The 24496-nt window shown below is 67.3% G+C and carries 26 protein-coding genes and 1 tRNA gene; 19 read left to right on the top strand and 8 right to left on the bottom strand.

Translation table 11 applies throughout. The features are described 5' to 3' along the window. Positions 1-42 precede the first annotated feature (42 nt). Genes ugpC through B0W80_RS23035 form a run of 3 tightly spaced genes read left to right on the top strand, consistent with a single transcriptional unit; the run spans position 43 to position 4271 of the window. Positions 43-1050 carry a sn-glycerol-3-phosphate ABC transporter ATP-binding protein UgpC gene (ugpC, locus tag B0W80_RS23025; protein WP_077001494.1) on the top strand — a complete coding sequence of 336 codons (1008 nt, stop codon included), beginning with the start codon at positions 43-45 and terminating at the stop codon, positions 1048-1050. Further along, positions 1047-1787, top strand: a complete 741-nt coding sequence (ugpQ, locus tag B0W80_RS23030; RefSeq protein ID WP_077001495.1) for a glycerophosphodiester phosphodiesterase — start codon at positions 1047-1049, stop codon at positions 1785-1787. The genes ugpC and ugpQ overlap by 4 nt, the downstream gene beginning before the upstream one ends. A gap of 45 nt (positions 1788-1832) precedes the next feature. Beyond that, on the top strand, positions 1833-4271 hold the full coding sequence (locus B0W80_RS23035) for a DUF3772 domain-containing protein (protein ID WP_083745564.1): 2439 nt from the start codon (positions 1833-1835) through the stop codon (positions 4269-4271). Between the two features lie 12 nt (positions 4272-4283). Here the strand turns inward: B0W80_RS23035 and B0W80_RS23040 are convergent, their stop codons facing one another. Further along, positions 4284-4562, bottom strand: coding sequence for a hypothetical protein (locus B0W80_RS23040; protein ID WP_077001496.1), 279 nt, complete (start codon positions 4560-4562; stop codon positions 4284-4286). Between the two features lie 82 nt (positions 4563-4644). On the opposite strand from B0W80_RS23040, the gene hemA reads away from it, so the two are divergent. From hemA to B0W80_RS23070, 6 genes are all read left to right on the top strand, one after another. Then, entirely contained in the window at positions 4645-5916 is a 1272-nt protein-coding gene (hemA, locus tag B0W80_RS23045; RefSeq protein WP_077001497.1) for a glutamyl-tRNA reductase, read from the top strand. A gap of 74 nt (positions 5917-5990) precedes the next feature. Beyond that, positions 5991-7079 carry a peptide chain release factor 1 gene (prfA, locus tag B0W80_RS23050; protein WP_077001498.1) on the top strand — a complete coding sequence of 363 codons (1089 nt, stop codon included), beginning with the start codon at positions 5991-5993 and terminating at the stop codon, positions 7077-7079. Continuing rightward, positions 7076-7921, top strand: a complete 846-nt coding sequence (gene prmC / locus B0W80_RS23055) for a peptide chain release factor N(5)-glutamine methyltransferase (RefSeq protein WP_143684747.1) — start codon at positions 7076-7078, stop codon at positions 7919-7921. Before prfA ends, prmC begins: the two co-directional genes overlap by 4 nt. A gap of 30 nt (positions 7922-7951) precedes the next feature. Beyond that, on the top strand, positions 7952-8278 hold the full coding sequence (grxD, locus tag B0W80_RS23060; protein ID WP_077001499.1) for a Grx4 family monothiol glutaredoxin: 327 nt from the start codon (positions 7952-7954) through the stop codon (positions 8276-8278). A gap of 93 nt (positions 8279-8371) precedes the next feature. Further along, a complete protein-coding gene (locus tag B0W80_RS23065; RefSeq protein ID WP_077001500.1) occupies positions 8372-9379 on the top strand; it encodes an AAA family ATPase in 1008 nt (335 codons plus the stop codon). Between the two features lie 66 nt (positions 9380-9445). Beyond that, positions 9446-10762 carry a hemolysin family protein gene (locus tag B0W80_RS23070; protein WP_077001501.1) on the top strand — a complete coding sequence of 439 codons (1317 nt, stop codon included), beginning with the start codon at positions 9446-9448 and terminating at the stop codon, positions 10760-10762. 6 nt (positions 10763-10768) lie between these two features. On the opposite strand, the gene B0W80_RS23075 is transcribed toward B0W80_RS23070, so the two are convergent. Continuing rightward, the gene (locus tag B0W80_RS23075; RefSeq protein ID WP_077001502.1) at positions 10769-11407 is read right to left on the bottom strand and encodes a lytic transglycosylase domain-containing protein; all 639 of its coding nucleotides are present in this window, start codon (positions 11405-11407) and stop codon (positions 10769-10771) included. Next, positions 11404-13149, bottom strand: a complete 1746-nt coding sequence (locus tag B0W80_RS23080; RefSeq protein WP_077001503.1) for a proline--tRNA ligase — start codon at positions 13147-13149, stop codon at positions 11404-11406. The genes B0W80_RS23075 and B0W80_RS23080 overlap by 4 nt, the downstream gene beginning before the upstream one ends. 123 nt (positions 13150-13272) lie before the next feature. On the opposite strand from B0W80_RS23080, the gene B0W80_RS23085 reads away from it, so the two are divergent. Together B0W80_RS23085 and B0W80_RS23090 are read left to right on the top strand one after the other, a co-directional pair. Then, a complete protein-coding gene (locus B0W80_RS23085; RefSeq protein WP_077001504.1) occupies positions 13273-13932 on the top strand; it encodes an RNA pyrophosphohydrolase in 660 nt (219 codons plus the stop codon). Further along, positions 13919-14473, top strand: a complete 555-nt coding sequence (locus tag B0W80_RS23090) for a CNP1-like family protein (protein ID WP_143684748.1) — start codon at positions 13919-13921, stop codon at positions 14471-14473. The genes B0W80_RS23085 and B0W80_RS23090 overlap by 14 nt, the downstream gene beginning before the upstream one ends. 31 nt (positions 14474-14504) lie before the next feature. On the opposite strand, the gene proB is transcribed toward B0W80_RS23090, so the two are convergent. The 4 genes from proB to rplU form a co-directional block, all read right to left on the bottom strand. Then, on the bottom strand, positions 14505-15653 hold the full coding sequence (proB, locus tag B0W80_RS23095) for a glutamate 5-kinase (protein ID WP_077001505.1): 1149 nt from the start codon (positions 15651-15653) through the stop codon (positions 14505-14507). A gap of 15 nt (positions 15654-15668) precedes the next feature. Continuing rightward, on the bottom strand, positions 15669-16721 hold the full coding sequence (cgtA, locus tag B0W80_RS23100; RefSeq protein WP_077001506.1) for an Obg family GTPase CgtA: 1053 nt from the start codon (positions 16719-16721) through the stop codon (positions 15669-15671). Between the two features lie 76 nt (positions 16722-16797). Then, on the bottom strand, positions 16798-17055 hold the full coding sequence (rpmA, locus tag B0W80_RS23105; RefSeq protein ID WP_077001507.1) for a 50S ribosomal protein L27: 258 nt from the start codon (positions 17053-17055) through the stop codon (positions 16798-16800). A 12-nt stretch (positions 17056-17067) separates the two neighbouring features. Then, complete coding sequence (gene rplU, locus B0W80_RS23110) at positions 17068-17379, bottom strand: 50S ribosomal protein L21 (RefSeq protein WP_077001508.1); 312 nt, start codon at positions 17377-17379, stop codon at positions 17068-17070. Positions 17380-17565: 186 nt separating this feature from the next. Here rplU and B0W80_RS23115 point away from each other — a divergent pair, with 186 nt between their 5' ends. The 5 genes from B0W80_RS23115 (at position 17566) to B0W80_RS23135 (ending at position 20118) form a co-directional block, all read left to right on the top strand. Beyond that, complete coding sequence (locus tag B0W80_RS23115; protein WP_077001509.1) at positions 17566-18558, top strand: polyprenyl synthetase family protein; 993 nt, start codon at positions 17566-17568, stop codon at positions 18556-18558. Positions 18559-18607: 49 nt separating this feature from the next. Next, positions 18608-18684: transfer RNA gene (locus B0W80_RS23120), tRNA-Pro, on the top strand. 192 nt (positions 18685-18876) lie between these two features. Then, positions 18877-19146 carry a DUF2277 domain-containing protein gene (locus B0W80_RS23125; RefSeq protein WP_077001510.1) on the top strand — a complete coding sequence of 90 codons (270 nt, stop codon included), beginning with the start codon at positions 18877-18879 and terminating at the stop codon, positions 19144-19146. A 24-nt stretch (positions 19147-19170) separates the two neighbouring features. Then, positions 19171-19572 carry a PaaI family thioesterase gene (locus B0W80_RS23130; protein ID WP_077001511.1) on the top strand — a complete coding sequence of 134 codons (402 nt, stop codon included), beginning with the start codon at positions 19171-19173 and terminating at the stop codon, positions 19570-19572. A 123-nt stretch (positions 19573-19695) separates the two neighbouring features. Beyond that, positions 19696-20118, top strand: a complete 423-nt coding sequence (locus tag B0W80_RS23135; RefSeq protein ID WP_218668936.1) for a GFA family protein — start codon at positions 19696-19698, stop codon at positions 20116-20118. 30 nt (positions 20119-20148) lie between these two features. On the opposite strand, the gene B0W80_RS23140 is transcribed toward B0W80_RS23135, so the two are convergent. Continuing rightward, positions 20149-20364, bottom strand: a complete 216-nt coding sequence (locus B0W80_RS23140) for a hypothetical protein (protein ID WP_179107003.1) — start codon at positions 20362-20364, stop codon at positions 20149-20151. Positions 20365-20572: 208 nt separating this feature from the next. Here B0W80_RS23140 and pbpC point away from each other — a divergent pair, with 208 nt between their 5' ends. The 3 genes from pbpC to B0W80_RS23155 all read left to right on the top strand — a co-directional run bounded on the left by pbpC (position 20573) and on the right by B0W80_RS23155 (position 24445). Further along, positions 20573-22753 carry a penicillin-binding protein 1C gene (gene pbpC / locus B0W80_RS23145; RefSeq protein ID WP_077001513.1) on the top strand — a complete coding sequence of 727 codons (2181 nt, stop codon included), beginning with the start codon at positions 20573-20575 and terminating at the stop codon, positions 22751-22753. Positions 22754-22821: 68 nt separating this feature from the next. After that, the gene (locus B0W80_RS23150) at positions 22822-23571 is read left to right on the top strand and encodes an aspartate/glutamate racemase family protein (RefSeq protein WP_077001514.1); all 750 of its coding nucleotides are present in this window, start codon (positions 22822-22824) and stop codon (positions 23569-23571) included. Next, positions 23555-24445: a LysR substrate-binding domain-containing protein gene (locus tag B0W80_RS23155; RefSeq protein WP_077001515.1), complete on the top strand. Its 891-nt coding sequence runs from the start codon at positions 23555-23557 to the stop codon at positions 24443-24445. Before B0W80_RS23150 ends, B0W80_RS23155 begins: the two co-directional genes overlap by 17 nt. Positions 24446-24496: the final 51 nt, after the last annotated feature.

Below are 24496 nucleotides of genomic sequence, written 5' to 3' on the forward strand. Positions count from 1 at the left end.
GAGCAGGACATCGCGAGAACAAATCAAAACGAGAGCCAGAACATGTCTGCCATTTCCCTTCGCAACGTCATCAAGCGCTACGGCAAGGGCCCGAAGGCCAACCAGGTGATCCACGGCGTCTCGGCCGAAATCGACACGGGCGAGTTCGTCGTCATCGTCGGCCCTTCGGGCTGCGGCAAGTCGACACTGCTGCGGATGGTCGCCGGGCTCGAGGAAGTCAGCGCAGGCGAGATCGCCATCGGCGACCGTGTGGTGAACGACGTCGAGCCCGCCCAGCGCGACATCGCGATGGTGTTCCAGAACTACGCGCTGTACCCGCACATGACGAACTTCGAGAACATGGCGTACGGCCTGAAGATCGCGAAGGTGCCGAAGGACGAGATCAAGGCCCGCGTCGACAAGGCGGCCAAGATTCTCGAACTGGGCCACCTGCTCGAGCGAAAGCCGCGCGAGCTGTCGGGCGGGCAGCGCCAGCGCGTCGCCATGGGCCGTGCGATCGTGCGCCAGCCGAAGGTCTTTCTGTTCGACGAGCCGCTTTCCAACCTCGACGCCAAGTTGCGCGCGCAGACACGGCTCGAGATCCAGAAGCTGCACCGCGAGCTGGGCATCACCTCGCTTTTCGTCACGCACGACCAAGTGGAGGCGATGACGCTGGCGCAGCGCATCATCGTCATGAACGCGGGCGTGATGGACCAGTTCGCGACGCCCGAAGAGGTGTACGCGCGCCCTGCCACGACCTTCGTCGCCGGCTTCATCGGCTCGCCGCCGATGAACCTGCTCAAGCACGCGCCCGGCGTGCGGCCGGGCATGATCCTGGGCATTCGCCCAGAGCATCTGTCGCTCGATGCAGACGGGTGGACCGTGCAGGTCGAATACGTCGAGCTGCTCGGTGCCGAGCGTCTTATCTACGGCCGCGTGGGCGACGAACAGATCGTGGTGCGCGCCGACGAGGGCCTGCCGGCACCGCAGGCCGGCGACACGGTGAAGATCGCGGCGCGGCAGGACAAGCTGCACTGGTTCGACGCGGGCTCGGGCAAGCGCGCGCCATGAAGCCGTGGCCTTATCCGTTCTGGATCGCGCACCGCGGCGCGGGCCGGCTGGCACCCGAGAACACGCTGGCGGCCTTCCGCCTGGGTGCCGACCACGGCTATCGCATGTTCGAGTGCGACGCCAAGATCAGCGCCGACGGCGTGCCTTTCCTGCTGCACGACGCCACCCTTGAACGCACCAGCAACGGCCAAGGCATCGCCGGCGAAAACGCCTGGGCGGCGCTGAGCCAGCTCGACGCCGGCGCCTGGCATTCGCGCCGCCATGCCGGCGAACCTTTGCCCACGCTGGAGGCCCTGCTCCGCTTCTGCCTGGCCAACCGCTTCCTGCTCGACATCGAGATCAAGCCCACGCCGGGCACCGACCGGCACACCGGCGAGGTGGTCGCCGACCTGGCGGCGCGGCTGTGGGACGACGTGCCGCTGGCCCCGCCCTTCCTGACCTCGTTCTCGACCAAGGCCCTGGAAGGCGCCCGCTCCGCCCAGCCGGCGCTGCCGCGCGGGCTGCTGCTCGACACGCTGCGCGACGGCTGGCTCGACACCGCGCTGAAACTCGACTGCACGGCCGTCGTCTGCAACTACGGGCTGTGGAACACCACCACGGTGGCCCAGGTGCACGCGGCCGGCCTGCGCGCGCTGAGCTACACCGTCAACGACGAATCGGTCGCGCGCTGGCTGCAAGACCTGGGCACCGACGGCATCGTCACCGACCGCGTCGACCGCTTCAGCCCCGTTGGCTGACCCTGCGCCGCGGGGGACGCGGCAACGCCCTTCTATGATCGGCCCATGAGCTGCATCAGCTGGATGCCCCGTCTCGCGGCGCTGCTGCTGGCCGCCGCGCTCGGCTGCGCGGCCTTCGCCCAGGGCAGCGCGAACACCGCGACGCCCGAACCGACCGTGGCCGACCTGCGCGGTCGCCTCGACCGGATCCCTCCGTCGGTCAATACCGTCGAAGAGGTGCGCAACCAGATGGCGCAGCTCAACGCCATCGGCGCGCAGGCCGACAAGTTCGTGGGCTCTCGCACCGGGCCGCTGGCCGACCTGAATGCGCGCCTGGGCGAACTCGGCAGCGCGCCGCCGGCCGGTGCGCCGCCTGAAGATCCGGACATCACGCGCCAGCGGGCCGTGCTGCTGAAGGACCGCAATGCGCTCGACGCCGACGTGCGCCTGGCGCGCCTGATCACGGTCGACGTGCAACAGCGTGGCAGCGAGCTGCTGGCCAAGCGGCGGAAAATCTTCGAGGCACAGCTCACCGAACGCGCCTCGTCCCCCCTGGGCCGGCAGTTCTGGTTCGACATCGTCGATGCCATGCCCGAGGACGTCGACCGGCTGGCCGGCCTGCGCGACGAGCTGGTGGCCGGCATGCAATCGGCGCTGGAGCCCGCCAACCGGACCTCGGTTTTCCTGAGCCTGGCGGCCGCACTGCTGCTCGCGTTGCTGGGCAACTGGGCCGCCGAGTACGGCCTGGTCCGCATGGCCGCGCGGGTGCTCCCGGCGGGGCGGCTGCGGCGCTCGCTGCTCGTCATCGCGGTGGTGGCGGTCAACGTGCTGCTGATCGCGCTGGCCGCGCAAGGGGTGTTCGCCACGCTGGACCGCCATGGCATCTGGGGGCCCCAGATCCGGAAGCTGGCCCAGGCCGTCGTGCAGTCGATCATCTTCATCGCCTTCGTGGTCGGGCTGGGCCGCGCCCTGCTGTCGAACCGGCGCCCCTCGTGGCGGCTGCCGCCCATTCCGGACGGCATGGCCCGCCGCCTGGCGCCCTTCCCCTGGCTCACGGCACTGATCGCGGTGCTGGTGTGGGTGCCGAGCCAGGTCAACGCGATCGTCGACGCCAGCTTCGCTGCCGTGGTGGCGACGCACGTGGTCACAGCGCTGGCGCTGACCGCGCTGATCGGCACGATGCTGCTGCGCCTGCACGAACCTGCCGGCGGCGCGCCGGCCGAACCCGCCACGAAGGACGCAGCCAAGGACACGACCGCGGTGCCCGCCGAGCCCGAGCGCCCGATGTGGATCAGCTTCCTGCTCAGCGCGGTCGCGCTGACGGTGGTGGCGATCTGGGTGCTGGTGGGCCTCGGCTACGTCGCGCTGGCGAGCTTCCTTGCCAACCAGCTGACCTGGACCGGCATCGTGGCCTCGGCCTTCTATCTGCTCTTCAAGTTCGCAGACGACCTGTTCATGGCGACGGTGTCTTCGAAGAGCAACTTCGGCCAGAAGCTGCAGAAGAGCTTCGGCTTCGCGCCGCGCACGCTGGACCAGGCGGCGGTGGTGCTCTCGGGCCTGGCTCGGGTCGCCCTCTTCTTCTACATGCTGATCGCGCTGGCGACGCCGCTGGGCACCGGCCCGGGCGAGGTGTTCCAGCGCAGCGGCCAGTTCGGCACCGGTGTGAAGGTGGGCGAGTTCACGCTGGTGCCGGGCGCGATCTTCAGCGCGGTGGCCGTGCTGGGCGTCGGCTTCGTGGCGCTGCGCGTCTTCAAGAAATGGCTGGAGGCACGCTACCTGCCGCAGACGGCGCTCGAGCCGGGCATGCAGAGCTCCATCACCACGCTGCTGGGCTACGTGGGCGGGATCATGGTCATCGCCATCGCGCTGTCGGCGCTAGGCATCGGCATCGAGCGCATCGCCTGGGTGGCGAGCGCGCTGTCGGTGGGCATCGGCTTCGGCCTGCAGGCGATCGTGCAGAACTTCATTTCGGGCCTGATCCTGCTGGCGGAGCGGCCGGTGAAGGTGGGCGACTGGGTGGTGCTGGGCACCGCCGAGGGCGACGTGCGGCGCATCAACGTGCGCGCCACCGAGATCCAGCTGGCCGACCGCTCCACGCTGATCGTGCCGAACTCGGAGTTCATCACCAAGACCGTGCGCAACATGACCCTGGCCAACGCCGAGGGCCGCGTCCTGATTCGCCTGCCGATGCCCTTGAGCACCGATGCCAAGCGCGCGCGCGAGCTGATGCTGGCCGCCTGCGCCGACCATGAGGGCGTGCTGGACGCGCCGGCGCCCTCGGTATCGCTGGAAGGCATCGAGCACGGCATGCTGATCCTGCAGGCCATTGCCTATGTGCAGAGCCCGAGATTGGCCGGCGGGGTGCGCAGCGATCTGCTGTTCGTGATCCTCGACCTGTTCAAGGGCGCGGGCTTGCCGCTGGCGTCGCCGATGGTGGTCGTGTCGCAGACCGAAGCGGCTGCCTTGGCGCCGCCTGCGCCGCCGCCTTCGCCGCTGCCGGTCTGAGGCGAAGCCGGCTCAGTTGCGCCAGCCGCGCAGCAGCCACCACTGGACGCTGCCGCACACCAGGACCAGCGCGGCATAGGTGGCGATGCGCCCATCGCGGCCGAAGAAGACCAGGCCGGCCGCCAGCACGACCAGGCCTGCCGCGAAGTTGATGCCGACCTGCTTCCACAGGCTGACCGCCGCGCTGCGCCCATGCATCGCCAGGCGGAACAGCATGGCCAGCAGCAGCGCGACGAAGAAGGCCGGTGCGGCGAAGTTCAGCAGGTGGATCAGGAGGTCGAGCGCGGACATGAAGAGGGGCAAATGGCCTTCGCGCCGGGGTCATCCGGAAGGGGGAGCGCGCGAGTGGCGGCGGATTTTATAATCCCCGGTTATGTCAGTCTGGGCCCTCGGCTTGAACCACACGACCGCGCCGCTCGATCTGCGCGGTCGTTTCGCGTTCGCCATCGACCAGATAGGCCCTACCCTGCAAAGCCTGCGCAGTTCCTTCGGCAGCCAGCGCCATCCCGACGTGGAGGCCGCGATCATCTCGACCTGCAACCGGACCGAGATCTACTGCGCCGCCGATCACCCTGCCCTCGACCACACGCTCGACTGGCTGGCCGAGAGCGGCGGCGTGTCGCCCGCCCTGCTGCGCTCCCATGCGTACCAGCTGCACGACGACAGGGCGGCGCGCCATGCCTTCCGCGTGGCCAGCGGGCTCGACTCCATGGTGCTGGGCGAGGCCCAGATCCTCGGCCAGATGAAAGACGCGGTGCGCGCCGCCGAGACCGTGGGCTCGCTCGGCAGCACGCTCAACCAGCTGTTCCAGCGTTCTTTCGCGGTGGCCAAGGAAGTGCGCACCGCCACCGAAATCGGCGCGCATTCGATCAGCATGGCCGCCGCCGCGGTGCGTCTGGCGGCCCAGTTGTTCGAGGACCTGAAGCAGACTCGCGTGCTCTTCGTCGGCGCGGGCGAAATGATCGACCTGGCCGTCACGCACTTCGCAGCCAAGGAGCCGCGCTCGATCGTCATCGCCAATCGCACGCTGGAGCGGGGCGAGAAGCTGGCGTCGCGTTTCGGCGGCGAGGCGATGCGCCTGGCGGAGCTGCCGGCCCGGCTCGCCGAATTCGACATCGTCGTCAGCTGCACAGCCAGCACCCTGCCGCTGATCGGGCTGGGCGCGGTGGAGCGCGCGCTCAAGTTGCGCAAGCACCGGCCGATGTTCATGGTCGACCTGGCGGTGCCGCGCGACATCGAGCCCGAAGTGAAGGCGCTCGAGGACATCTACCTCTACACCGTCGACGACCTGGCACAAGTGGTGCAGCAAGGCCATGCCAATCGCCAAGCGGCGGTGGCCGAGGCCGAGGTCATCATCGACGCCGGCGTGCGCAGCTTCATGCACTGGCTCGACCAGCGCGTCAGCGTGCCGCTGATCCAGCAGCTCAATGCGCAGGCCGACGAATGGCGCAGCCTCGAAATGGCCCGCGCACGCAAGCTGCTGGCCAAGGGCGAATCGGTCGAAGCGGTGCTCGAAGCGCTGTCGCGCGGGCTCACCCAGAAGATGCTGCACGGCGCCATGGCCGAACTGCATGCCGGCGACGCCTCGGCGCGCGAGCACACGGCGCAGGCGATTTCGCGGCTCTTCCTGCGCAAAGAGCGTTAGCGGCGCTCTGCCGCCGCCTTTGCTGCCGTGCCGTTGCACGGCTCCTTGTTTCCGCCCCCCCCGATCGGTCTCCCGTGAAATCCTTTCTGCGTCAACAACTCGAGCGCTACGTGCAACGCCTCGGCGAGCTGGACTTCCTGCTGTCGCGCGAGGACATCATGTCCGACATGGCGCAGTACCGAACCATCTCGCGCGAGCACGCCGAAGTGACGCAGGTGGCCGGCCGCTACCACCGTTACCTGCAGCGCGAATCGGACCTGGCGGCAGCGCGCGAGATGCTGGACGACCCCGACATGGCCGAGATGGCCCGCGAGGAGATCGCCGGCGCCGAGACCGAGCTGGTGGAACTGGAGGAAGAGCTCCAGCGCCTGCTGCTGCCCAAGGACCCGGAGGACGCGCGCAACGCCTTTCTCGAAATCCGCGCCGGCACGGGCGGCGACGAATCGGCGCTCTTCGCCGGCGACCTGCTGCGCATGTACACCCGCCACGCCGAGCGCGCCGGTTGGCGCTGCGAGATCGTCAGTGCCAGCGAGAGCGAGCTGGGCGGCTTCAAGGAAGTGGTGGTGCGGGTGAGCGGCGACGAGGTTTTCGGCCAGCTGCGCTTCGAGTCCGGCGGCCATCGCGTTCAGCGCGTGCCCGCCACCGAAACCCAGGGCCGCATCCACACCAGCGCCTGCACGGTGGCGGTGTTGGCCGAGCCCGACGAGGCGCAGGCGGTGCAGATCAACCCCGCCGACCTGCGCATCGACACCTACCGCGCCAGCGGCGCCGGCGGCCAGCACATCAACAAGACCGACTCGGCGGTGCGCATCACGCACATCCCGACCGGCATCGTGGCCGAATGCCAGGACGATCGCAGCCAGCACCGCAACAAGGCCAAGGCGCTGCAGGTGCTGTCGGCCCGCATCCAGGAAAAGGAACGCAGTGAGCGCGCCGCCAAGGACGCGGCGCTGCGCAAGGGCCTGATCGGCAGCGGTGATCGCAGCGATCGCATCCGCACCTACAACTTTCCGCAGGGCCGGCTGACCGATCACCGCATCAACCTCACGCTCTACAAGCTGCAGACGATCATGGAAGGTGACCTCGGCGAGGTGCTGGCAGCGCTGCGTGCGGCACGCGAGGCGGAGCAGCTGGCGGAGCTGGAAGCAAGCCTGCCCGCATGAGCACGATGACCACGATGACCGTCGCGCAATTGCTGGCTGCAGCGGCTGCGCAGGGCGTGGAACGGCTCGATGCCCAGTTGCTGCTGCTGCACCTGCTGGGTCGGCCCTCTGGCGACCGGGCCTGGTTGCTCGCGCACGATAGCGATGCGCTGGACGACGACCTCCCGGCCCGCTTCGCCCAGCTCTGCAGCCGCCGCATCGCTGGCGAGCCTGTGGCCTACCTGCTGGGCGAGAAGGAATTCCATGGGTTGGGCCTGCAAGTCGACGCCCGCGTGCTGGTGCCGCGGCCCGACACCGAGACCCTCGTCGACTGGGCACTCGATTGCATGCAGGGTCGCGTGGCGCCAGCCGTGATCGACCTGGGCACCGGCAGCGGCGCGATCGCGCTCGCGATTCGGCATGCGCGTGCCGATGCGCGGGTGACCGCCGTGGATCGCAGCGCCGATGCACTGGCCGTGGCGCGCATCAACGCGCAGCGGCTGAAGCTGGACGTGCGTTTCGCCGAGGCCGACTGGCTCGCGGGCGCAGACACCGGGTTCGACCTGATCGTCTCGAATCCGCCCTACGTGGCAGCCGGCGACCCACACCTGGCGGCGCTGCAGCACGAGCCGCTGGGCGCGCTGGTGTCCGGACCCGACGGGCTGGACGACATCCGCTGCATCGTCGATCGAGCGCCCGCGCATCTGGTCGACGGCGGCTGGCTGTTGCTGGAGCATGGCTGGGACCAGGCCGAGGCGGTGCGCACCCTGCTCGCGGCCCGCGGCTTCGTGCAGGTCCAAAGCCGCGACGACCTGGCAGGGATCGCCCGGTGCTCGGGCGGAATCTGGCGCACGGTGAAATAATCCGCCAACTCATTATTTGGAGCTCCCCCCATGACCGACGTCCAGCAGCGCATCGACGACCTCGTCAAGACCAACGACCTCGTGCTTTTCATGAAGGGCAACGCCAGCTTCCCGATGTGCGGCTTCTCGGGCCGCGCGATCCAGATTCTGAAGGCCGTGGGCGTCGATGCCCGTACGCTGAAGACCGTCAACGTGCTCGAGGACGACGGCATTCGCCAGGGCATCAAGGAATACAGCAACTGGCCCACGATTCCGCAGCTTTACGTCAAGGGCGAGTTCGTGGGCGGCTCGGACATCCTGATGGAGATGTACGAGTCGGGCGAGCTGCAAACGCTTCTCAACGGCAGCACCGCCTGAGCCTGAAACCCAGCCGAAGCGAGAAAACATAGACATCCGCCGACACCGGGCACGGCTTATGCTGTGTCTGAATGTGTTCGATCGGAGGTCTTCATGGATTCCCGCCCGTCCCGCGACCTGGTCCCTGCACCCGCGTCGCCATTCCAGTTGCCGGTGGCGCATCTGCGCAGCGTGTTTCGCACGCATGACGTGGAGCGCAAGCTGGCCAAGCTCCCCGACCGCGACCACGAACACCTGCGCACCACCTACGAGCGCATGCTGGAGCGCGGACCCGAGCGCTTCCAGGTGAAGCCCAGCGGCGTGCCCGAGATGACGAGCCTCTATGCCGAGTTGCCCAATTTCACGGAAGTGCTCGACGACATGCGCCGCCACGTCGCCCTGGCGCAGGACAGCCGCGATGGGCTCGAGGTGACGCCCATGCTGCTGCTCGGCCCGCCGGGCATCGGCAAGACCCACTTCGCAAGACGACTCGCGGAAATGCTGGGCACCGGCATGTCGCTGGTTCCGATGAGTTCGATGACGGCCGGCTGGCTGCTCTCCGGCGCCTCGTCGCAATGGAAGGGTTCCAAGCCCGGCAAGGTGTTCGAAGCGCTGGTCGAAGGCCAGTACGCCAACCCGGTCATGGTGATCGACGAAATCGACAAGGCCGGCTCCGATGCCCAGTACCACCCACTCGGCGCGCTCTACGGTCTTCTGGAGCACGACACCGCACATGCCTTCGTCGACGAGTTCGCCGAGGTGCCCATCGACGCGAGCCAGGTCATCTGGGTGACGACCGCCAACGACGCGCGCGGCATCCCCGAGCCCATCCTGAACCGCATGAACGTGTTCGAGATCGACGCACCCTCGCCCGAAGCGGCCCGTCAGATCGCGGCCCAGCTCTATGCGTCGATCCGCAAGGCGCACGACTGGGGCCGGTTGCTGGCGGACGAGCCCACGGCCGATGTGCTCGACCACCTGGCGACGCTGGCTCCGCGCGAGATGCGTCGCGCGCTGATGACCGGGTTCGGCAATGCCCGGTTGGCCGGGCGCGACGAGGTGCGCGTCGACGACCTGCCGCGCGCCGGACCGGGCCGTGGCCGCATCGGCTTCGTTCAGTAGCCCGTCGGTCGTCATCCGGGCTTTCGGCCCCGCTCATGGCACCATGCGGTCTGCCAAGACCGTCCCATGACGCTGACCCAAAGCCTCCTCATCATCGTCCTGCTGATCGCGACCAGCGCGTTTTTCTCCCTGGCGGAGATTTCACTGGCCGCCTCGCGCCGCTTGCGTCTGAGGCAGATGGCCGACGAAGGCGACGTTCGGGCCGAACGCGTGCTGCGCATCCAGGAACAGCCCGGCCACTACTTCACCGTCGTCCAGATCGGGCTGAATGCCGTCGCGATCCTGGGCGGGGTGGTCGGTGAAGGCGCCCTGACGCCCTACTTCGCGCAGCTGTTCGAACTCTGGTTCACCGTGGAGACCTCGCAGACCGTCGCCTTCCTCGCCTCCTTCGTCACCATCATCGCCTTCTTCCTGGTCTTCGCCGACCTGTTTCCCAAGCGCCTGGGCATGAACGATCCCGAGCGCCTGGCGATGCGCATGGTCGGGCCGATGCAGGTGCTGATCACCACCTTCAAGCCGCTGGTCTGGCTCTTCACGCAATGCACCGACCTGCTCTTCAAGCTACTCGGCATACCGATGCAGCGCGACGACAAGATCACGTCCGCCGACATCCTGGCCATGACCGAAGCCGGCGCGCGCGCCGGCGTGCTGGCCGAGCGTGAGCAGCAGGTGATCGCGAACGTGTTCGAGCTCGACACCCGGCTCGTCAACAGTGTCATGACCTCGCGCGAGCGGATCGCGTGGTTTCAGAAGGACGATTCAGAAGCAGTGCTGAGGGCGCGGATCGTTGCTGAACCCTTCTCGGCCTACCCGGTCTGCGAGAACGACATCGACCACGTGCTGGGCTACGTCGATGCCAAGGACATGTTCCAGCGCGTGCTCGCCGGGCAGCCCCTGTCGTTCGACCAAGGCCTGCCGCTGCACAAGGCGCTGGTCATTCCCGACCGCCTGTCGCTGACCGAAGTGCTGGAGCAGTTCCAGCAGGCGCACGAGGACTTCGCGATCATCGTCAACGAATACGCACTGGTGGTGGGCGTGATCACCCTCAACGACGTGATGAACACGGTGATGGGCGAATTGGTGGGCGTGCAGAACGAGGAACAGCAGATCGTGAAGCGCGACGAGAACTCGTGGCTCATCGACGGCGTGACGCCGATCCAGGACGTTCAGCGCGCGCTCGACATCGACGAGCTGCCGCACGCCGACGAGTACGAGACGCTGGCCGGCTTCTTGATGGTGATGCTGCGCCGCGTGCCGCGGCGCACGGACACGGTGAGCTGGGGCGGCTTCACCTTCGAGGTGATGGACGTGGACAGCCACCGCATCGACCAGGTGATGGTGACGCGCGGCGGAGCGGTCGCCGCCACGCCGGTGGCCAAGTAGCTGAGGTCAGGCGCGGTCGTCGCGCCGATCGGTGAAGAGCCAAAGGCGCTGGTTCGAGAACACCGCATTCGGGTAAGGTGCCCGGCCGCGGCTGCCGTTGTAGCGGCCCAGCGTCATGAACAGGTCGCCCGCCTCGCGGTCGAGATAGTGCCGCAGGATGACGCAGCCGAAGCGCAGGTTGGTCTGCATGCGGAACAGCGTGGACGAGTCGCCGTCGCCGATCACGCGCGTCCAGAACGGCATCACCTGCATCAGCCCGCGAGCGCCCGCACTCGAAACGGCGAACTTGCGGAAGTTGCTTTCGACCTGGATGAGGCCCAGGACCAGGCTGACTTCGAGCCCGGCCCGCTTGCTCTCGTACCACACGGTCTGCAGGAACTCGATGCGCTCCTGGTTGCCGGGCATCTTCTTCTTGAGGCGCTCGCTCATGTCGCCCAGCCAGCGCAAGTAGGCGAGCCGCGTGGGGGTGTCGCGGAATTCGGGCTTCGGCGGGGCGCTGCTGCGGATCGACGCACTCAAGGCATTGCGCACCGAGTCGATCAGTGGCTCTTCAAGCTGCGCTCCCGCATGCGCCACGGCCGGCAGCAGCGGCAACGCGCCGGCAGCGGCGCCGGCCATCAGGCACGAGCGCCGGGACAGGCTCATGCGGCCAGTTTGCCCTTGATGAAGGATGCGGCATCGGCCACCGGCACCTTCGTCGCCGCGGCATCGCGGCGATGCTGGTACTCGTACTGGCCTTCCTTGATGCCGCGGTCGGAGATCACGAGTCGGTGGGGCACGCCGATCAGTTCCCAGTCGGCGAACATGGCACCGGGGCGCTCGCCGCGGTCATCGAGCAGCACGTCGACGCCGGCCGCGAGCAGGTCTTCATAGAGCGCCTCGGCGGCCTTCTTGACCTCTTCGCTGCGGTCCATGCCGATCGGGCACAGCACGACGGTAAAGGGCGCAAGCGCGTCGGGCCAGATGATGCCGCGCTCGTCGTTGTTCTGCTCGATGGCGGCCGCCGGCAGGCGCGTGATGCCGATGCCGTAGCAGCCCATTTCGACGAACTGCGGCTTGCCGCCCTCGTCGAGGAAAGTGGCTCCCATCGGCTTGCTGTACTTGGTGCCGAGCACGAAGACATGGCCGATCTCGATGCCGCGCTCGATCGCCAGCTCGCCCTTGCCGTCGGGCGAGGCGTCGCCGGCCACGACGTTGCGCAGATCGGCCACCAACTCGGGCTCGGGCAGGTCACGGCCCCAGTTGACGCCGGTCATGTGGAAGTCGACCTCGTTCGCGCCGGTGATCCAGTCGGACATGACGGCCACCTCGCGGTCTGCCACCAGCCGCACCGGCTGCTTCAGGTTCAGCGGGCCCAGATAGCCGGGTTCGCAGCCGAAGTGGGCGTCGATTTCGGCGGTGGTCGCGAAGCGGAAGCCTTGGTCCAGGCCGGGCACCTTGCCGACCTTGATCTCGTTCATTTCATGGTCGCCACGCAGAAGCAGCAGCCAGACCTGGCTGCCCGCGACCTGGCCGTCGGCACCCGGCTTGTCGGTGGCCAGCACCAGGGACTTGACCGTGGTCGCCAACGGCACGCCCAGCAACTGGGCGACATCGGCGCAGGTCGCCTTGCCCGGCGTGGGCGTCTTGGCCAGAGGCTGGGTCGCCGCGCCGCGCGGGCCGGCCGGCGCCAGTGCTTCGGCCTTTTCCATGTTGGCCGCGTACTCGCTGTTGGGGCAGTAGACGATCGCGTCTTCGCCCGTGGCGGCGATCACCTGGAATTCCTGGCTCACGTCGCCGCCGATCGCACCGCTGTCCGCTGCCACGGCCCGGTAGCGCAGGCCGAAGCGGTCGAAGATGCGCCGGTAGGCATCGGCCATGATCTTGTAGCTGGCCTTGGCGCTGTCCAGGTCGCGATCGAAGCTGTAGGCGTCCTTCATGATGAACTCGCGCCCGCGCATCAGTCCGAAGCGCGGTCGCCGCTCGTCGCGGAACTTGGTCTGAATTTGATAGAGGTTCTTCGGCAGCTGCTTGTAGCTGCGGATTTCCTGGCGCGCGATGTCGGTGACCACCTCTTCGCTGGTCGGCTGCACGATGAAACCGCGCTCGTGGCGGTCCTTGATGCGCAGCAGTTCAGGGCCGTAGGCCTGGAAGCGACCGCTTTCTTCCCACAGCTCGGCCGGCTGCACCACCGGCATGGTGAGCTCGACCGCGCCGGCGCGGTTCATCTCTTCGCGCACGATTGCCTCGACTTTGCGGATCACCCGCAGGCCCATGGGCATGTACGTGTAGATGCCAGTGCCCAGCTTCTTGATCATGCCGGCGCGCAGCATCAGGCGGTGGCTCACTACCTCGGCATCGGCCGGCGCTTCCTTGAGGGTGGAAATAAAGAATCGGGAAGCTTTCATCGGTGGAGAAAGAGGTCCTGGTAGGCGAGAAGGATGGGCCGCCAAAGGGCCCGGAACCGGTCGCTTTGCCGAGGGCGACCCGGCATGCATAATCGACTCAGTTCAAAAAATTGGGGTTTGATTATGCTCGACCGCGACGGCTTCAGGCCCAACGTCGGCATCATCCTGCTCAACCAGAAGAACCAGGTTTTCTGGGGCAAGCGCATTCGTACCCATTCCTGGCAGTTCCCGCAAGGCGGCATCGATCGCGGCGAGAGTCCCGAACAGGCCATGTTCCGGGAACTGCACGAAGAAGTGGGGCTCCAGCCGGAGCACGTGCGCATCGTGGCCCGTACCCGTGACTGGTTGCGCTACGAGGTGCCGGACCGGTTCATCCGCCGAGACGCACGAGGCCACTACAAGGGCCAGAAGCAGATCTGGTACCTCCTGCAGTTGACGGGCCACGACTGGGACCTCAACCTGCGCGCCACCGACCACCCCGAATTCGACGCCTGGCGCTGGCACGACTACTGGGTTCCGCTGGACGTGGTGGTCGAATTCAAACGCGGCGTCTACGAGATGGCACTGACCGAACTGGCCCGCTACCTGCCCCGGCAAGACTTCCGCAACCGATTCCTGCGCAGCAACGTGCGCGCCCGCGAGTTCGAGCGCCACCCCGCTGGCAACGGTCATGAAACCAACTTCGAGCTGCCTCCCGGGGCCAGCTTCGACCCGAATCCCAATGCCCCTCACTCCGTGCCAGACCCGTCTTCGACTTCAGACCCTTTCCATGCGCCTCGCTAGACCGGCACTGCTGCTGGCGGGCACCTTCCTTATTGCCGCTTGCGCCTCGGGTTCACATGACACCGACAACCCCGACTGGGCGCAGGCCGGCAGCCCTCCGCCGCCGAAGGTAACGGCCCAAGCCGACGAATGGAAGGAGGCCGAGGTGCCGCCACCTCCCGCCTTCAGCGAGAGCCGGGTCCTCCCACTCGCGATGCCGCCCTATTCGACGCTCAAGTTCGGCGTCGATCCGAACACGCTGTCGGTCACGGGCGACGGCGTGGTGCGCTACGTGGTGGTGGCGAGCAACAAGGCAGGCGGCGCCACCAATGCGTTCTACGAGGGCATCCGCTGCGCCTCCGAAGAAGTCAAGCAATACGCACGCTTCAACGAAGGCGCTTGGCAACTCGCGAACAACGCGGAATGGAAGCGCATCAACGACCGCAACTCTCGCTACGCCAAGGAACTTGCGCTGCAGGGCCTCTGCCGCGGACATGCGCCGCGCGCATCGGTGCGCGAGATGGTGCAGCAGATGAAAAATCCGCTGCGCGAGCTGCCCTGAAGTAACTGGGCCGAGCCGTGGCGACGGCGTGTCAGCCGGCAGGCATCAGGACCATGTTGTCCCGGTGCACCATCTCCGGCTCGGCAACGTAACCCAGCAGACGCTCGAACTCGGCCGAGGGCTTGCGGCACAGCAGCCGTGCCTCGGCACTCGAGTAATTGGCCAGGCCGCGGGCCAGCTCGACACCCTGCTCGTCGCGCACGGCGATCACTTCACCGCGTGAGAACTCGCCGTCGACGGCCGTCATGCCGATCGGAAGGAGGCTCTTGCCTTCACCGCGGACCTTGGCCGCGGCACCTGCATCCACCGATACCGATCCACGCAATTGCAGGTGGTCGGCCATCCAGCGCTTGCGGGCCTGGTGCTTGGCGGTCTGGGCGACCAGCAGCGTGCCAATGGCTTCGCCCCGGGTCAAGCGCAACAGGGCATCGGGCTCGCGGCCCCATGCGATGACGGTCGAGGCGCCCGAGCCGGCCGCGCGCTTGGCGGCCAGGATCTTGGTGATCATGCCGCCGCGGCCGATGCTGCTGCCCGCGCCGCCGGCCATGGCCTCCAGCGCCGGGTCGCCGGCCGCAGCCTCGTGAACGAAGCGCGCTTCCGGATCCTTGCGCGGGTCGGCTGTGTACAGGCCCTTTTGATCGGTCAGGATGACCAACGCATCCGCCTCCACCAAGTTGGCGACCAGCGCGCCCAACGTGTCGTTGTCGCCGAACTTGATCTCGTCGTTGACGACCGTGTCGTTCTCGTTGATGACCGGCACCACGCCCAGCGCGAGCAGCGTCACCAGTGTCGAGCGGGCATTCAGGTAGCGCTCGCGGTCGGCGAGATCGGCATGCGTGAGCAGCACTTGCGCACTGCCCAGGCCGTTCTCGCGCAGTTTGGTCTCGTAGATCTGCGCGAGACCCATCTGGCCCACGGCGGCAGCGGCCTGCAGCTCATGAACCTCGTGGGGCCGGGTGCGCCAGCCCAGGCGCTTCATGCCTTCGGCGATGGCGCCGCTGGACACCATCACGACCTCGCGACCCTCTCGCACCAGGCTCGCGAGCTGCCGGCACCATTCGCCGATCGCCGTCTCGTCCAGGCCCCGCCCTTCGTTGGTGACGAGGCTGGAACCCACCTTGACCACGAGGCGGCGTGCTTCCTTCAGAACAGGCGTGGAGGTAACGAGCGCGGAAGTCATGTCGGGCGGGCCAAGTCAGGCGAATCGCGGATCGATCTCGGTCGGTGGCTGCTCGGCCACCTGCTCGGCCTTGACGTGCTGATAAACCGCCTGCACGAGCGGCTCGCAGCCTTCGCGCGTCAGCGCGGATATCTCGAACACGGACCCCTTGAAGCGCAGGCGGCGGACGAAGTCCTTCACCTTGGCGGCCCGTTCCTCGACGGGGATCATGTCCAGCTTGTTGAGCACCAGCCAGCGCGGCTTGTCGTACAGCGCCGCGTCGTACTTCTTGAGTTCGCCGACGATGGCCTTGGCCTGCGCGACCGGATCCGTGTCGTCGAAAGGCGCCAGATCCACCACGTGCAACAGAAGGCGAGTGCGCTGCAGGTGACGCAGGAACTGATGACCGAGGCCAGCGCCTTCGGCCGCACCTTCGATGAGCCCGGGCAGGTCGGCCACTACGAAACTCTGCTCGGGCCCGACGCGCACCACGCCGAGGTTCGGATGCAGCGTCGTGAAGGGATAGTCGGCAATACGCGGCCGGGCATTGGAAACTGCCGTGATCAGAGTGGATTTGCCGGCGTTGGGCATGCCGAGCAGGCCGACATCGGCAAGCACCTTGAGCTCGAGCTTCAGGCTCTTGCGCTCGCCGGCCCAGCCCGGCGTCTTCTGACGCGGGGCGCGGTTGATGGCGCTCTTGAACCGCAGGTTGCCGAAGCCACCGTCTCCGCCCTTGGCGATGACGAGCTTCTCTCCGGGCGTCAACAATTCGAACAGGACTTCGCCCGTCTCCGCATCGCTGATCACGGTGCCGACCGGCATCTTCAGGGTGATGTCATCGCCAGCGGCGCCGAACATGTCCGACCCCATGCCGTGCTGGCCGCGCCTTGCCTCGTGGCGGCGCGAGAAGCGGAAGTCCACCAGTGTGTTGAGGTTGACGTCCGCCACAGCGAAGACGTGGCCGCCGCGACCACCGTCGCCGCCGTCCGGGCCGCCGAATTCCTTGTACTTCTCATGGCGGAACGACACGCAGCCGTTGCCGCCATCGCCTGCGGCGATGTCGATGAAGGCTTCGTCGACGAACTTCATGGGAGTCTGAGCGTTGCAGTTTACAAATGAAGAAGCCCCGGCAAAGCGGGGCTTCGAAAGGATCGAAGTGACGGGCTCAGGCCGGCGTCACATTGACCGTGTGCTTGTTGAGCGCGCCCTTCGTGCCGAAAGACACCCGGCCCTCGACCAGCGCAAACAGCGTGTGGTCCTTGCCCACGCCGACATTGGTGCCGGGGTGGAACTGGGTGCCGCGCTGACGCACGATGATCGAGCCTGCGCTGATCAGTTCGCCGCCGAACGCCTTCACGCCGAGCATTTTGGGCTTGGAATCGCGCCCGTTTCGCGTAGAGCCGCCGCCTTTTTTCTGTGCCATGGTGTCAACTCCTTAGCCGGCGATCGCGCCGATCTGCAGTTCGGTGAACTGCTGGCGATGGCCTTGACGTTTCTGATAGTGCTTGCGACGGCGCATCTTGAAGATGCGGACCTTGTCGTGCTTGCCATGCGACAGCACAGTGACTGTCACCGTTGCACCGGACACCAGGGGCGTACCGACCTTGATTGCGCTGCCGTCGCCGACGGCGAGCACTTGGTCGATCACGATTTCCTGGCCTACGTCCGCAGCAATCTGTTCTACTTTAATTTTCTCGCCGGAAGCAACGCGATACTGCTTGCCACCGGTTTTTATGACCGCGTACATGTAAACCTCTTAGAAAAGATGGCTCCGCGGCGAATTCCGCAGAGCCCAAGATTCTAGCATGCAAGGTCATTCAGGGCATAGCCGCCGCGCAGCCGGGCCGGCAACACACCCTGGCTCCCTATAATCGCCGCGTTACGGCCCGGGTCGGCCGCCCTCCCCTCAAAGCAGCGCTACAGCGCCTCCGCCTTGTCAATTCCCCCCGCCGATACCTCCCCCGCCTCCGCCGTTCTCAGCCTTATCGCGGAAGACATGAAAGGCGTCGACCGCGTCATCGCCCAACGTCTGGACACAGGCGTGCCATTGGTACGACAAGTGTCCCAATACATCATTTCAGCCGGCGGCAAGCGGCTGCGGCCGGCGCTGTTGTTGCTGATGGCAGGGGCGCTCGGCTATCAGGGCGAGCAGCGCTTCAACCTGGCTGCGGTGGTCGAATTCATCCACACCGCCACCTTGCTGCACGACGACGTGGTCGACGAGTCGACGTTGCGGCGCGGCCGGCCTACGGCCAACGAGTCCTTCGGGAACCCGGCCAGCGTGCTCGTCGGAGATTTTTTGTACTCCCGAGCGTTCCAGATGATGCTGGACGCTCACGATATCCGGGTGATGGAAATCCTCGCGGAGGCCACCAACGTGATCGCCGAGGGTGAGGTGCTGCAACTGATGAACATGCACGACGCCTCGCTCGACGAGGAAGCGTACCTGCGCGTCATCCGTTCGAAGACGGCCAAGCTGTTCGAAGCCAGCACCCGGCTCGCCGCAGTGCTCGCCACCGTCGCACCCGACGTAGAGGAAGCCTGCGCGGCGTACGGCCAGGCACTGGGTACTGCATTTCAGGTCATCGACGACGTACTCGACTACGCCGGCGATGCCAGCGAGACAGGCAAGAACGTGGGCGACGACCTGCGCGAGGGCAAGACGACGCTGCCTTTGATCCTCGCCATGCAACGCGGCACGCCTGCCCAGCGCGACTTGATCCGCTCCGCCATCGAAGCTGGAGACACCACGCAGCTGCCGCAAATCGTCGCGATCGTCCGCGAAACAGGCGCGCTGGAAGCGACGCGCGAAGCCGCCGCATCCGAGGCGCAGCGCGCGATCGATGCGTTGACCGGCTTTCCGTCGAATTCGTACGCCGCGGGTTTGCTACAATTAGCGGCTCAGTTGCTTGAGCGACGCGCCTGATACCTCACGACAGTGAGGCACAACGGCCAATTCCCTTTCTCGCAACAATCGGGGTGTAGCTTAGCCTGGTAGAGCGCTACGTTCGGGACGTAGAGGCCGGAGGTTCGAATCCTCTCACCCCGACCAGTTTTCCTTTTCAAATCACAGACCGAAGCCATCGCGGCAACGGCCCGCGTATGAGCAGTCATACGCACACGAGCCCGCTCCTGCAGGCTTCGCGGCACTCCATTCGGGCCCACGTGCCGCCGCTCCGCAAATCTTTTGACACTGGACGCAGAGGCAGCCCCGATGCAACACTGCGGCCTTCACGGAGCGACCATGTGCAGAAGCATCAAGACACTCTTCAACTTCGAGCCTCCCGCCACCGATGACGAGGTACGCGCGGCGTCCCTGCAGTTCGTGCGCAAGCTCAGCGGTTTCAACATCCCGTCGAGGGCCAACGAGGCCGCATTCGATCGCGCCGTCGACGACATCGCAAGCATCGCACGGGTGCTGATCGATTCGCTGGTCACCACGGCCGATCCACGTGATCGCGAGGTCGAGGCAGAGCGCGCACGCGCCCGGTCTGCCATCCGTTTCGGCGCCTGATCGCGAACCACCATGACATCACCCATGCCTTCGATCGAAGACGTCCAGCGCATCCTCGACCCGACCTTTCCCGGCTTGATGGGCATCCGTCTGCTGGTGCTCGAACCGGAGCGGGTCGTCGCCGAACTCAAGGTGCGCCCCGATCTGTGCACCACCGGCGGCATCCTGCACGGCGGCGCCTACATGGCCTTCGCCGACACGCTCGGCGCAGTGGGCACCTTTATCAACTTGTCGGAGGGCAAGCGCACCACGACGACGGACTCGAGCACCAAATTCATCGGCGGCGCGCGTGTCGACACCACGGTTACCGGCGAGAGCGTGGCATTGCACCGGGGCAGGACAACCCAGGTCTGGCAGACCACCATTCGGACCGCTGAAGGCAAGCTATGCGCCGTGGTGACACAGACACAGCTGGTGATGGATTGATGATCCCGCGCGGCCGGGCCGCTGCCTACACTACCCAAGTCGCACCCCGCGACGAGCCGCCCAGCAAATAGCACGACAACAGATGCGCCGGCCTTGATCCTCGTACAGGAAAAGGAGCCTCTCTTGTCGAACTTGTCGAACGACCCTCCCCTCGAAGGCGGCTGCCAGTGCGGCGCCGTGCGCTACCGCATCCAAGGCGAAGCGTTGATGACCGCGCTATGCCACTGCACCACTTGTCGTCGAGCCAACGCAGCACCCGCGGTGGCGTGGGCGATGTACGAGGCATCGCAGGTCGAATTTCCTGCGCAGCAGCCCACCGTGTACGAATCGTCGCCCGGTGCACGACGCAGCTTCTGCGCGCGTTGCGGCACACAGATTTGCTTCACGGCAGACTACATCCCAGGATTGATCGACGTCACGATCGGGAGCTTCGACCAGCCAGAGCGCCTGGCGCCCGCCATGCACTCGTGGGACTCCAAGCGCCTGCCCTGGGTGCAACTCTCCGACACGCTGCCGCGCCATGCCGAATTCCCGCCGCAGGAATAGCGGCAGGAATCGCACCGCCTGCCGATCCGGTCAGTTGCGGTACGGATCGTTCGGACGCCGGTCGTAGCGGTTCGGCACGCCGTCGTTGTCGCGGTCGCGGTCATAGCGATTGGGCACGCCGTCTCGGTCGCGATCGCCGTAGCCGTAGTTGGCGCGCGGCGGCGGCCGGCCGCTGTCATACGGAACGGCCACGCAGCCGGCCAATGTGGCCGACGCCACGATCACCAATGCAAGTGTTGTCTTCATCATCTGATCTCTCCTTGAGTGCGAACGCTGCCATCATCGGCAGGCCTCTTGTCGCATCCGTGTCCACCCTTGGCTGATGTGTGAAGCCGGTGACTGGATGTTCATCCATCGTGGCGGCGTGGGCTCAGGCAGCCATCGTCCCGCCCCGCCGTCTGCAAGTAGGTCGACGCCGCATTCAGGCGTGCCACTGTGGCAAGCTCGCCGCTCCATGACTCGCACACCGCTTCGCCTGCTGGCGATCTGCCTGTTCTCCGCGCTGACCGGCGCGGCGTCGGCGCTGCCTGAGTTCGAGCAGGTAAGGCGCGAGTTCCGCCCCTCCGATGTCGAAGTACTCGACCGCGACGGCGCGCTGCTGCAGCGCCTGCGCACCGACACCAGCGTACGGCGCGGCCGCTGGACGGCGCTGGCCGAGGTTTCGCCGGCCCTGCGCACCGCGATGGTCCTGAGCGAAGACAAGCGCTTCTACGAACACAGTGGTGTCGATTGGCGCGCCGTGTCGGCCGCCGCGTGGGGCAACCTCTGGAACACGCGCACACGCGGCGCCTCGACTATCACCATGCAACTGGCCGGCCTGCTCGACGACGAACTGCGCCGAGGAAGCGGCGGCCGAGACCTCGCCCAGAAACTCGGCCAGAGCGTTGCGGCGCAACGGCTCGAGCGGCAATGGCGCAAGGACCAGATACTCGAGGCCTATCTCAACACGGTGCCCTTCCGCGGCGAAATCGTCGGCATCGATGCGCTGTCGCGCACGCTCTTCGGAAAAGCCCCACACGGGCTGGACACACGCGAGGCGGCGTTGGCGGCAGCGCTGGTGCGGGCGCCTAACGCGAAGATTGCACTCGTGGCCCAGCGCGCCTGCGAGGTGCTGCGGACCATGGAGCCTGCGACGAAGCCGGATTGCGCCGTGCTGGACATGTTCGCCAGCGCGGCGCTGCAACGCAGGGCCTTCGACGCGAGCGAGGGCATCGCGCCGCACCTGGCGCGAAAAGCGCTGAAGGAAGCGAAGGCCGCCGCGACGCCGGCCGCCGGAGACATCCGCACCACGCTGCGTGCGCCGGTCCAGCGTTTCGCGCTCACCACTCTGCAGCGCCATCTCCGCGAACTGCGCGGCCGCAACGTCGAAGACGGCGCCCTGGTCGTGCTCGACAACGCCAGCGGCGACGTGCTGGCCTGGGTCGGCTCGTCCGGCGAGCTGAGCCGCGCCGCAGAGGTCGACGGCGTGCTGGCGCAGCGCCAGCCAGGCTCCACGCTCAAGCCGTTGCTCTACGCGCAGGCCATCGCCGAACGGCGGCTCACGGCTGCCTCGCTGCTCGACGACTCGTCGGCCCAGATCAGCACGGCGAGCGGCCTGTACATCCCGCAGAACTACGACCGGCAATTCAAGGGCCTGGTCTCGGTGCGCACCGCGCTCGCGGCCTCGCTCAACGTGCCGGCGGTGCGGACGCTGGTGATGGTGTCGCCCGACGCTTTCGCGCGACAACTGCGCACGGCCGGGTTGACGCTGGGTCAGAGCGGCGATTACTACGGGTACAGCCTGGCGCTGGGAAGTGCGGAGGTGTCGCTGCTCGGCTTGACGAATGCGTATCGGACGATGGCGAATGGCGGGCTGGTCGGAGAAACGCACCTCCTGCCGGCGCCCCCGCCCCCATCCTGGCCTTCCCCCAGCGGGGGAAGGAGCAATAGCCCGGTCATCGACCCGCGTGCGGCCTTCATCGTGGGCGACATCCTCAGCGACGGCAACGCGCGCGCGCGCACCTTCGGGCTCGACAGCGTGCTCGGCACCCGCTTCTGGTCTGCCGTGAAGACCGGCACCAGCAAGGACATGCGCGACAACTGGGCCGTCGGCTGGTCGGAGCGCTACACCGTGGGCGTGTGGATCGGCAACGCGAGCGGCGCGCCGATGTGGGACGTGAGCGGCACCAGCGGCGCCGCGCCGGTGTGGGCCGAGCTGATGGGATTCTTGCACCGCCGCGAAGCCAGCCGCGCCCCGGCCGCGCCGCCGGGCCTGGTGCGGCAGCGCGTGCGATTCGGCGACGAGCTGGAGGCCGCCAGAGAAGAATGGTTCATCGCCGGCACAGAGCAGTCCGTGTTCGACCTGCCTTCCAAGGCCACCGCAGAAGGCGTGCCGCGCATCACCGCACCGGCCGACGGCACCATCATCGCGCTCGACCCAGACATCCCCCCGCGCCACCAGCGCGTGCGCTTCGAGGCAGACGGCGGCAGCGTGCAGTGGCGCCTCGACGGCAAGCCCTTCGCGCGCGGCGGCAGCGCCCAGTGGCTGCCATGGCCTGGACGGCACGTGGTGGAGCTGGCCGATGCGCAGGGCAAGGTCATCGACCAAGTACGGCTCGAAGTGCGCGGCGCGGGCATACGGCGCGCGGCCAGGTAGCAAAAATCCCCGTCACGCACAATGCGTCGCTTCACGCGCCCGCATCGACCACGAAAGGAGACATCGCAATGACCACTGTCCACCAGCCAGCCACCCTGGGCCTCATCGTCCCACCTGCCGCTGGCCTCGTGCCGATCGACGGCGAGGCGCTCTACGGCGATCGCGACATCCGCTTCATCGCGCGCGGCCTGGGCATCCCGGGCATTTCGCCCGAGGGGTTCGACACCGTGGTCGACCGCATCCTCGCGCTGGCGGTCGAGCTGCGCGACGCCGGTGCGCAGGCGGTATCGCTGATGGGCACCTCGCTGAGCTTCTACCGCGGCCTTGAATTCACCCATGCGCTGCGCGACCGCATGCAGCAAGCCACCGGCCTGCCCTGCACCACCATGAGCCACGCCATCGTCGAGAGCCTTCGCACCATGGGCATCAAACGTGTGGCGGTGGCCACTGCCTACATCGACACGCTGAACCAGCGCCTGGTGGCGTACCTCGCGAGCTGCGGCATCACCGTCACGCACATCGAGGGACTGTCGATCACCGGCGTGGAAGAAGTGGGCCGGGTCGATGCCGACACGCTGATGGCGCTGGCCGAGCGCACCTTCGCGGCGGACCGCTCGGCCCAGGGCCTGCTGATCTCGTGCGGCGGCCTGCTCACGCTCGACATCCATGTGCCGCTGGAGCAGAAGCTCGGCATCCCCGTCACCTCCAGTTCGCCGGCCGGGTTCTGGGACCTGGTGCGCGCCGGCGGCCTCGACGCCGCATCGCCGGGCCACGGCCGGCTCTTCGAGCTCGAGTCCCCGCTTGAACGAGCCGCTTGACCTGGCGACGCTGCGCGTGGTCGTGGCGGCGGCGGAGCTCGGCTCCATCAGCGCTGCCGGCGACCGGTTGCAACTCGCAGTGGCCGCCGCCAGCGCGCGCATCACGGCCTTGGAAGAAGCGCTGGGCCTGCGCGTCTTCGAGCGTTCGTCGCGCGGCGTGCGCCTCACGCCGGCCGGCCAGATGCTGGTGCGGCGCGGCCGCGAGATCCTGGCCGACGCCGACCGGCTCTCGGTCGACCTGCACGACTATGCGCGGGGACTGCAAGGGCATGTGCGCCTGGTGGCCAACGCGTCGGCCATGCTGGAGGTGCTGCCGGCCAAGCTCGACGGCATGGCGCGCGCGCATCCGCTGATCCGCATCGACGTGGCCGAGCACGGCAGCCACGACATTCCGCTGCTGCTGCTCGAAGGGCGCGCCGACCTGGGCATCGTCGACATGGCGCATGCGCCGCACGGCATCACGCTGACCGACTGCTTTTCCGACACGCTGGTGCTGGTGGTCGCGGCCGGCCATGCGATGGCGGGGGCGCGGCCGGTGTCGCTGGAGGATGCGCTGGACGAAGACTTCATCACGCTGAACGACGGCACGGCGCTGTCCGCGCGCCTCATGCGTTCGGCCTCGCAGGCCGGCAAGGCGCTGAAAGTCCGCATGCAGATGCGCAGCTTCGATGCGGTATGTCGCATGGTCGCCGGCGGACTGGGCGTGACGGTGCTGCCGCTGCAGGCCATCGGCCCCCAACTCGCCAGCCTGCCGCTGGCAGCGATCGGCCTCACCGATCCCTGGGCAGCGCGCATGCACCGCATCGCGATGCGCAGCGGAGTCGAGCCCGCACCGGCCACGCTGACGCTGATCGATTTCCTGCGCCGGACCTGAGCGGCCTCGGGCAAACCCTCGATTTCGCCGTTCGCGAAAGCAGGCTTCGCG

This window comes from Variovorax sp. KK3, assembly GCF_001984055.1.
Lineage (GTDB): Bacteria > Pseudomonadota > Gammaproteobacteria > Burkholderiales > Burkholderiaceae_C > Variovorax.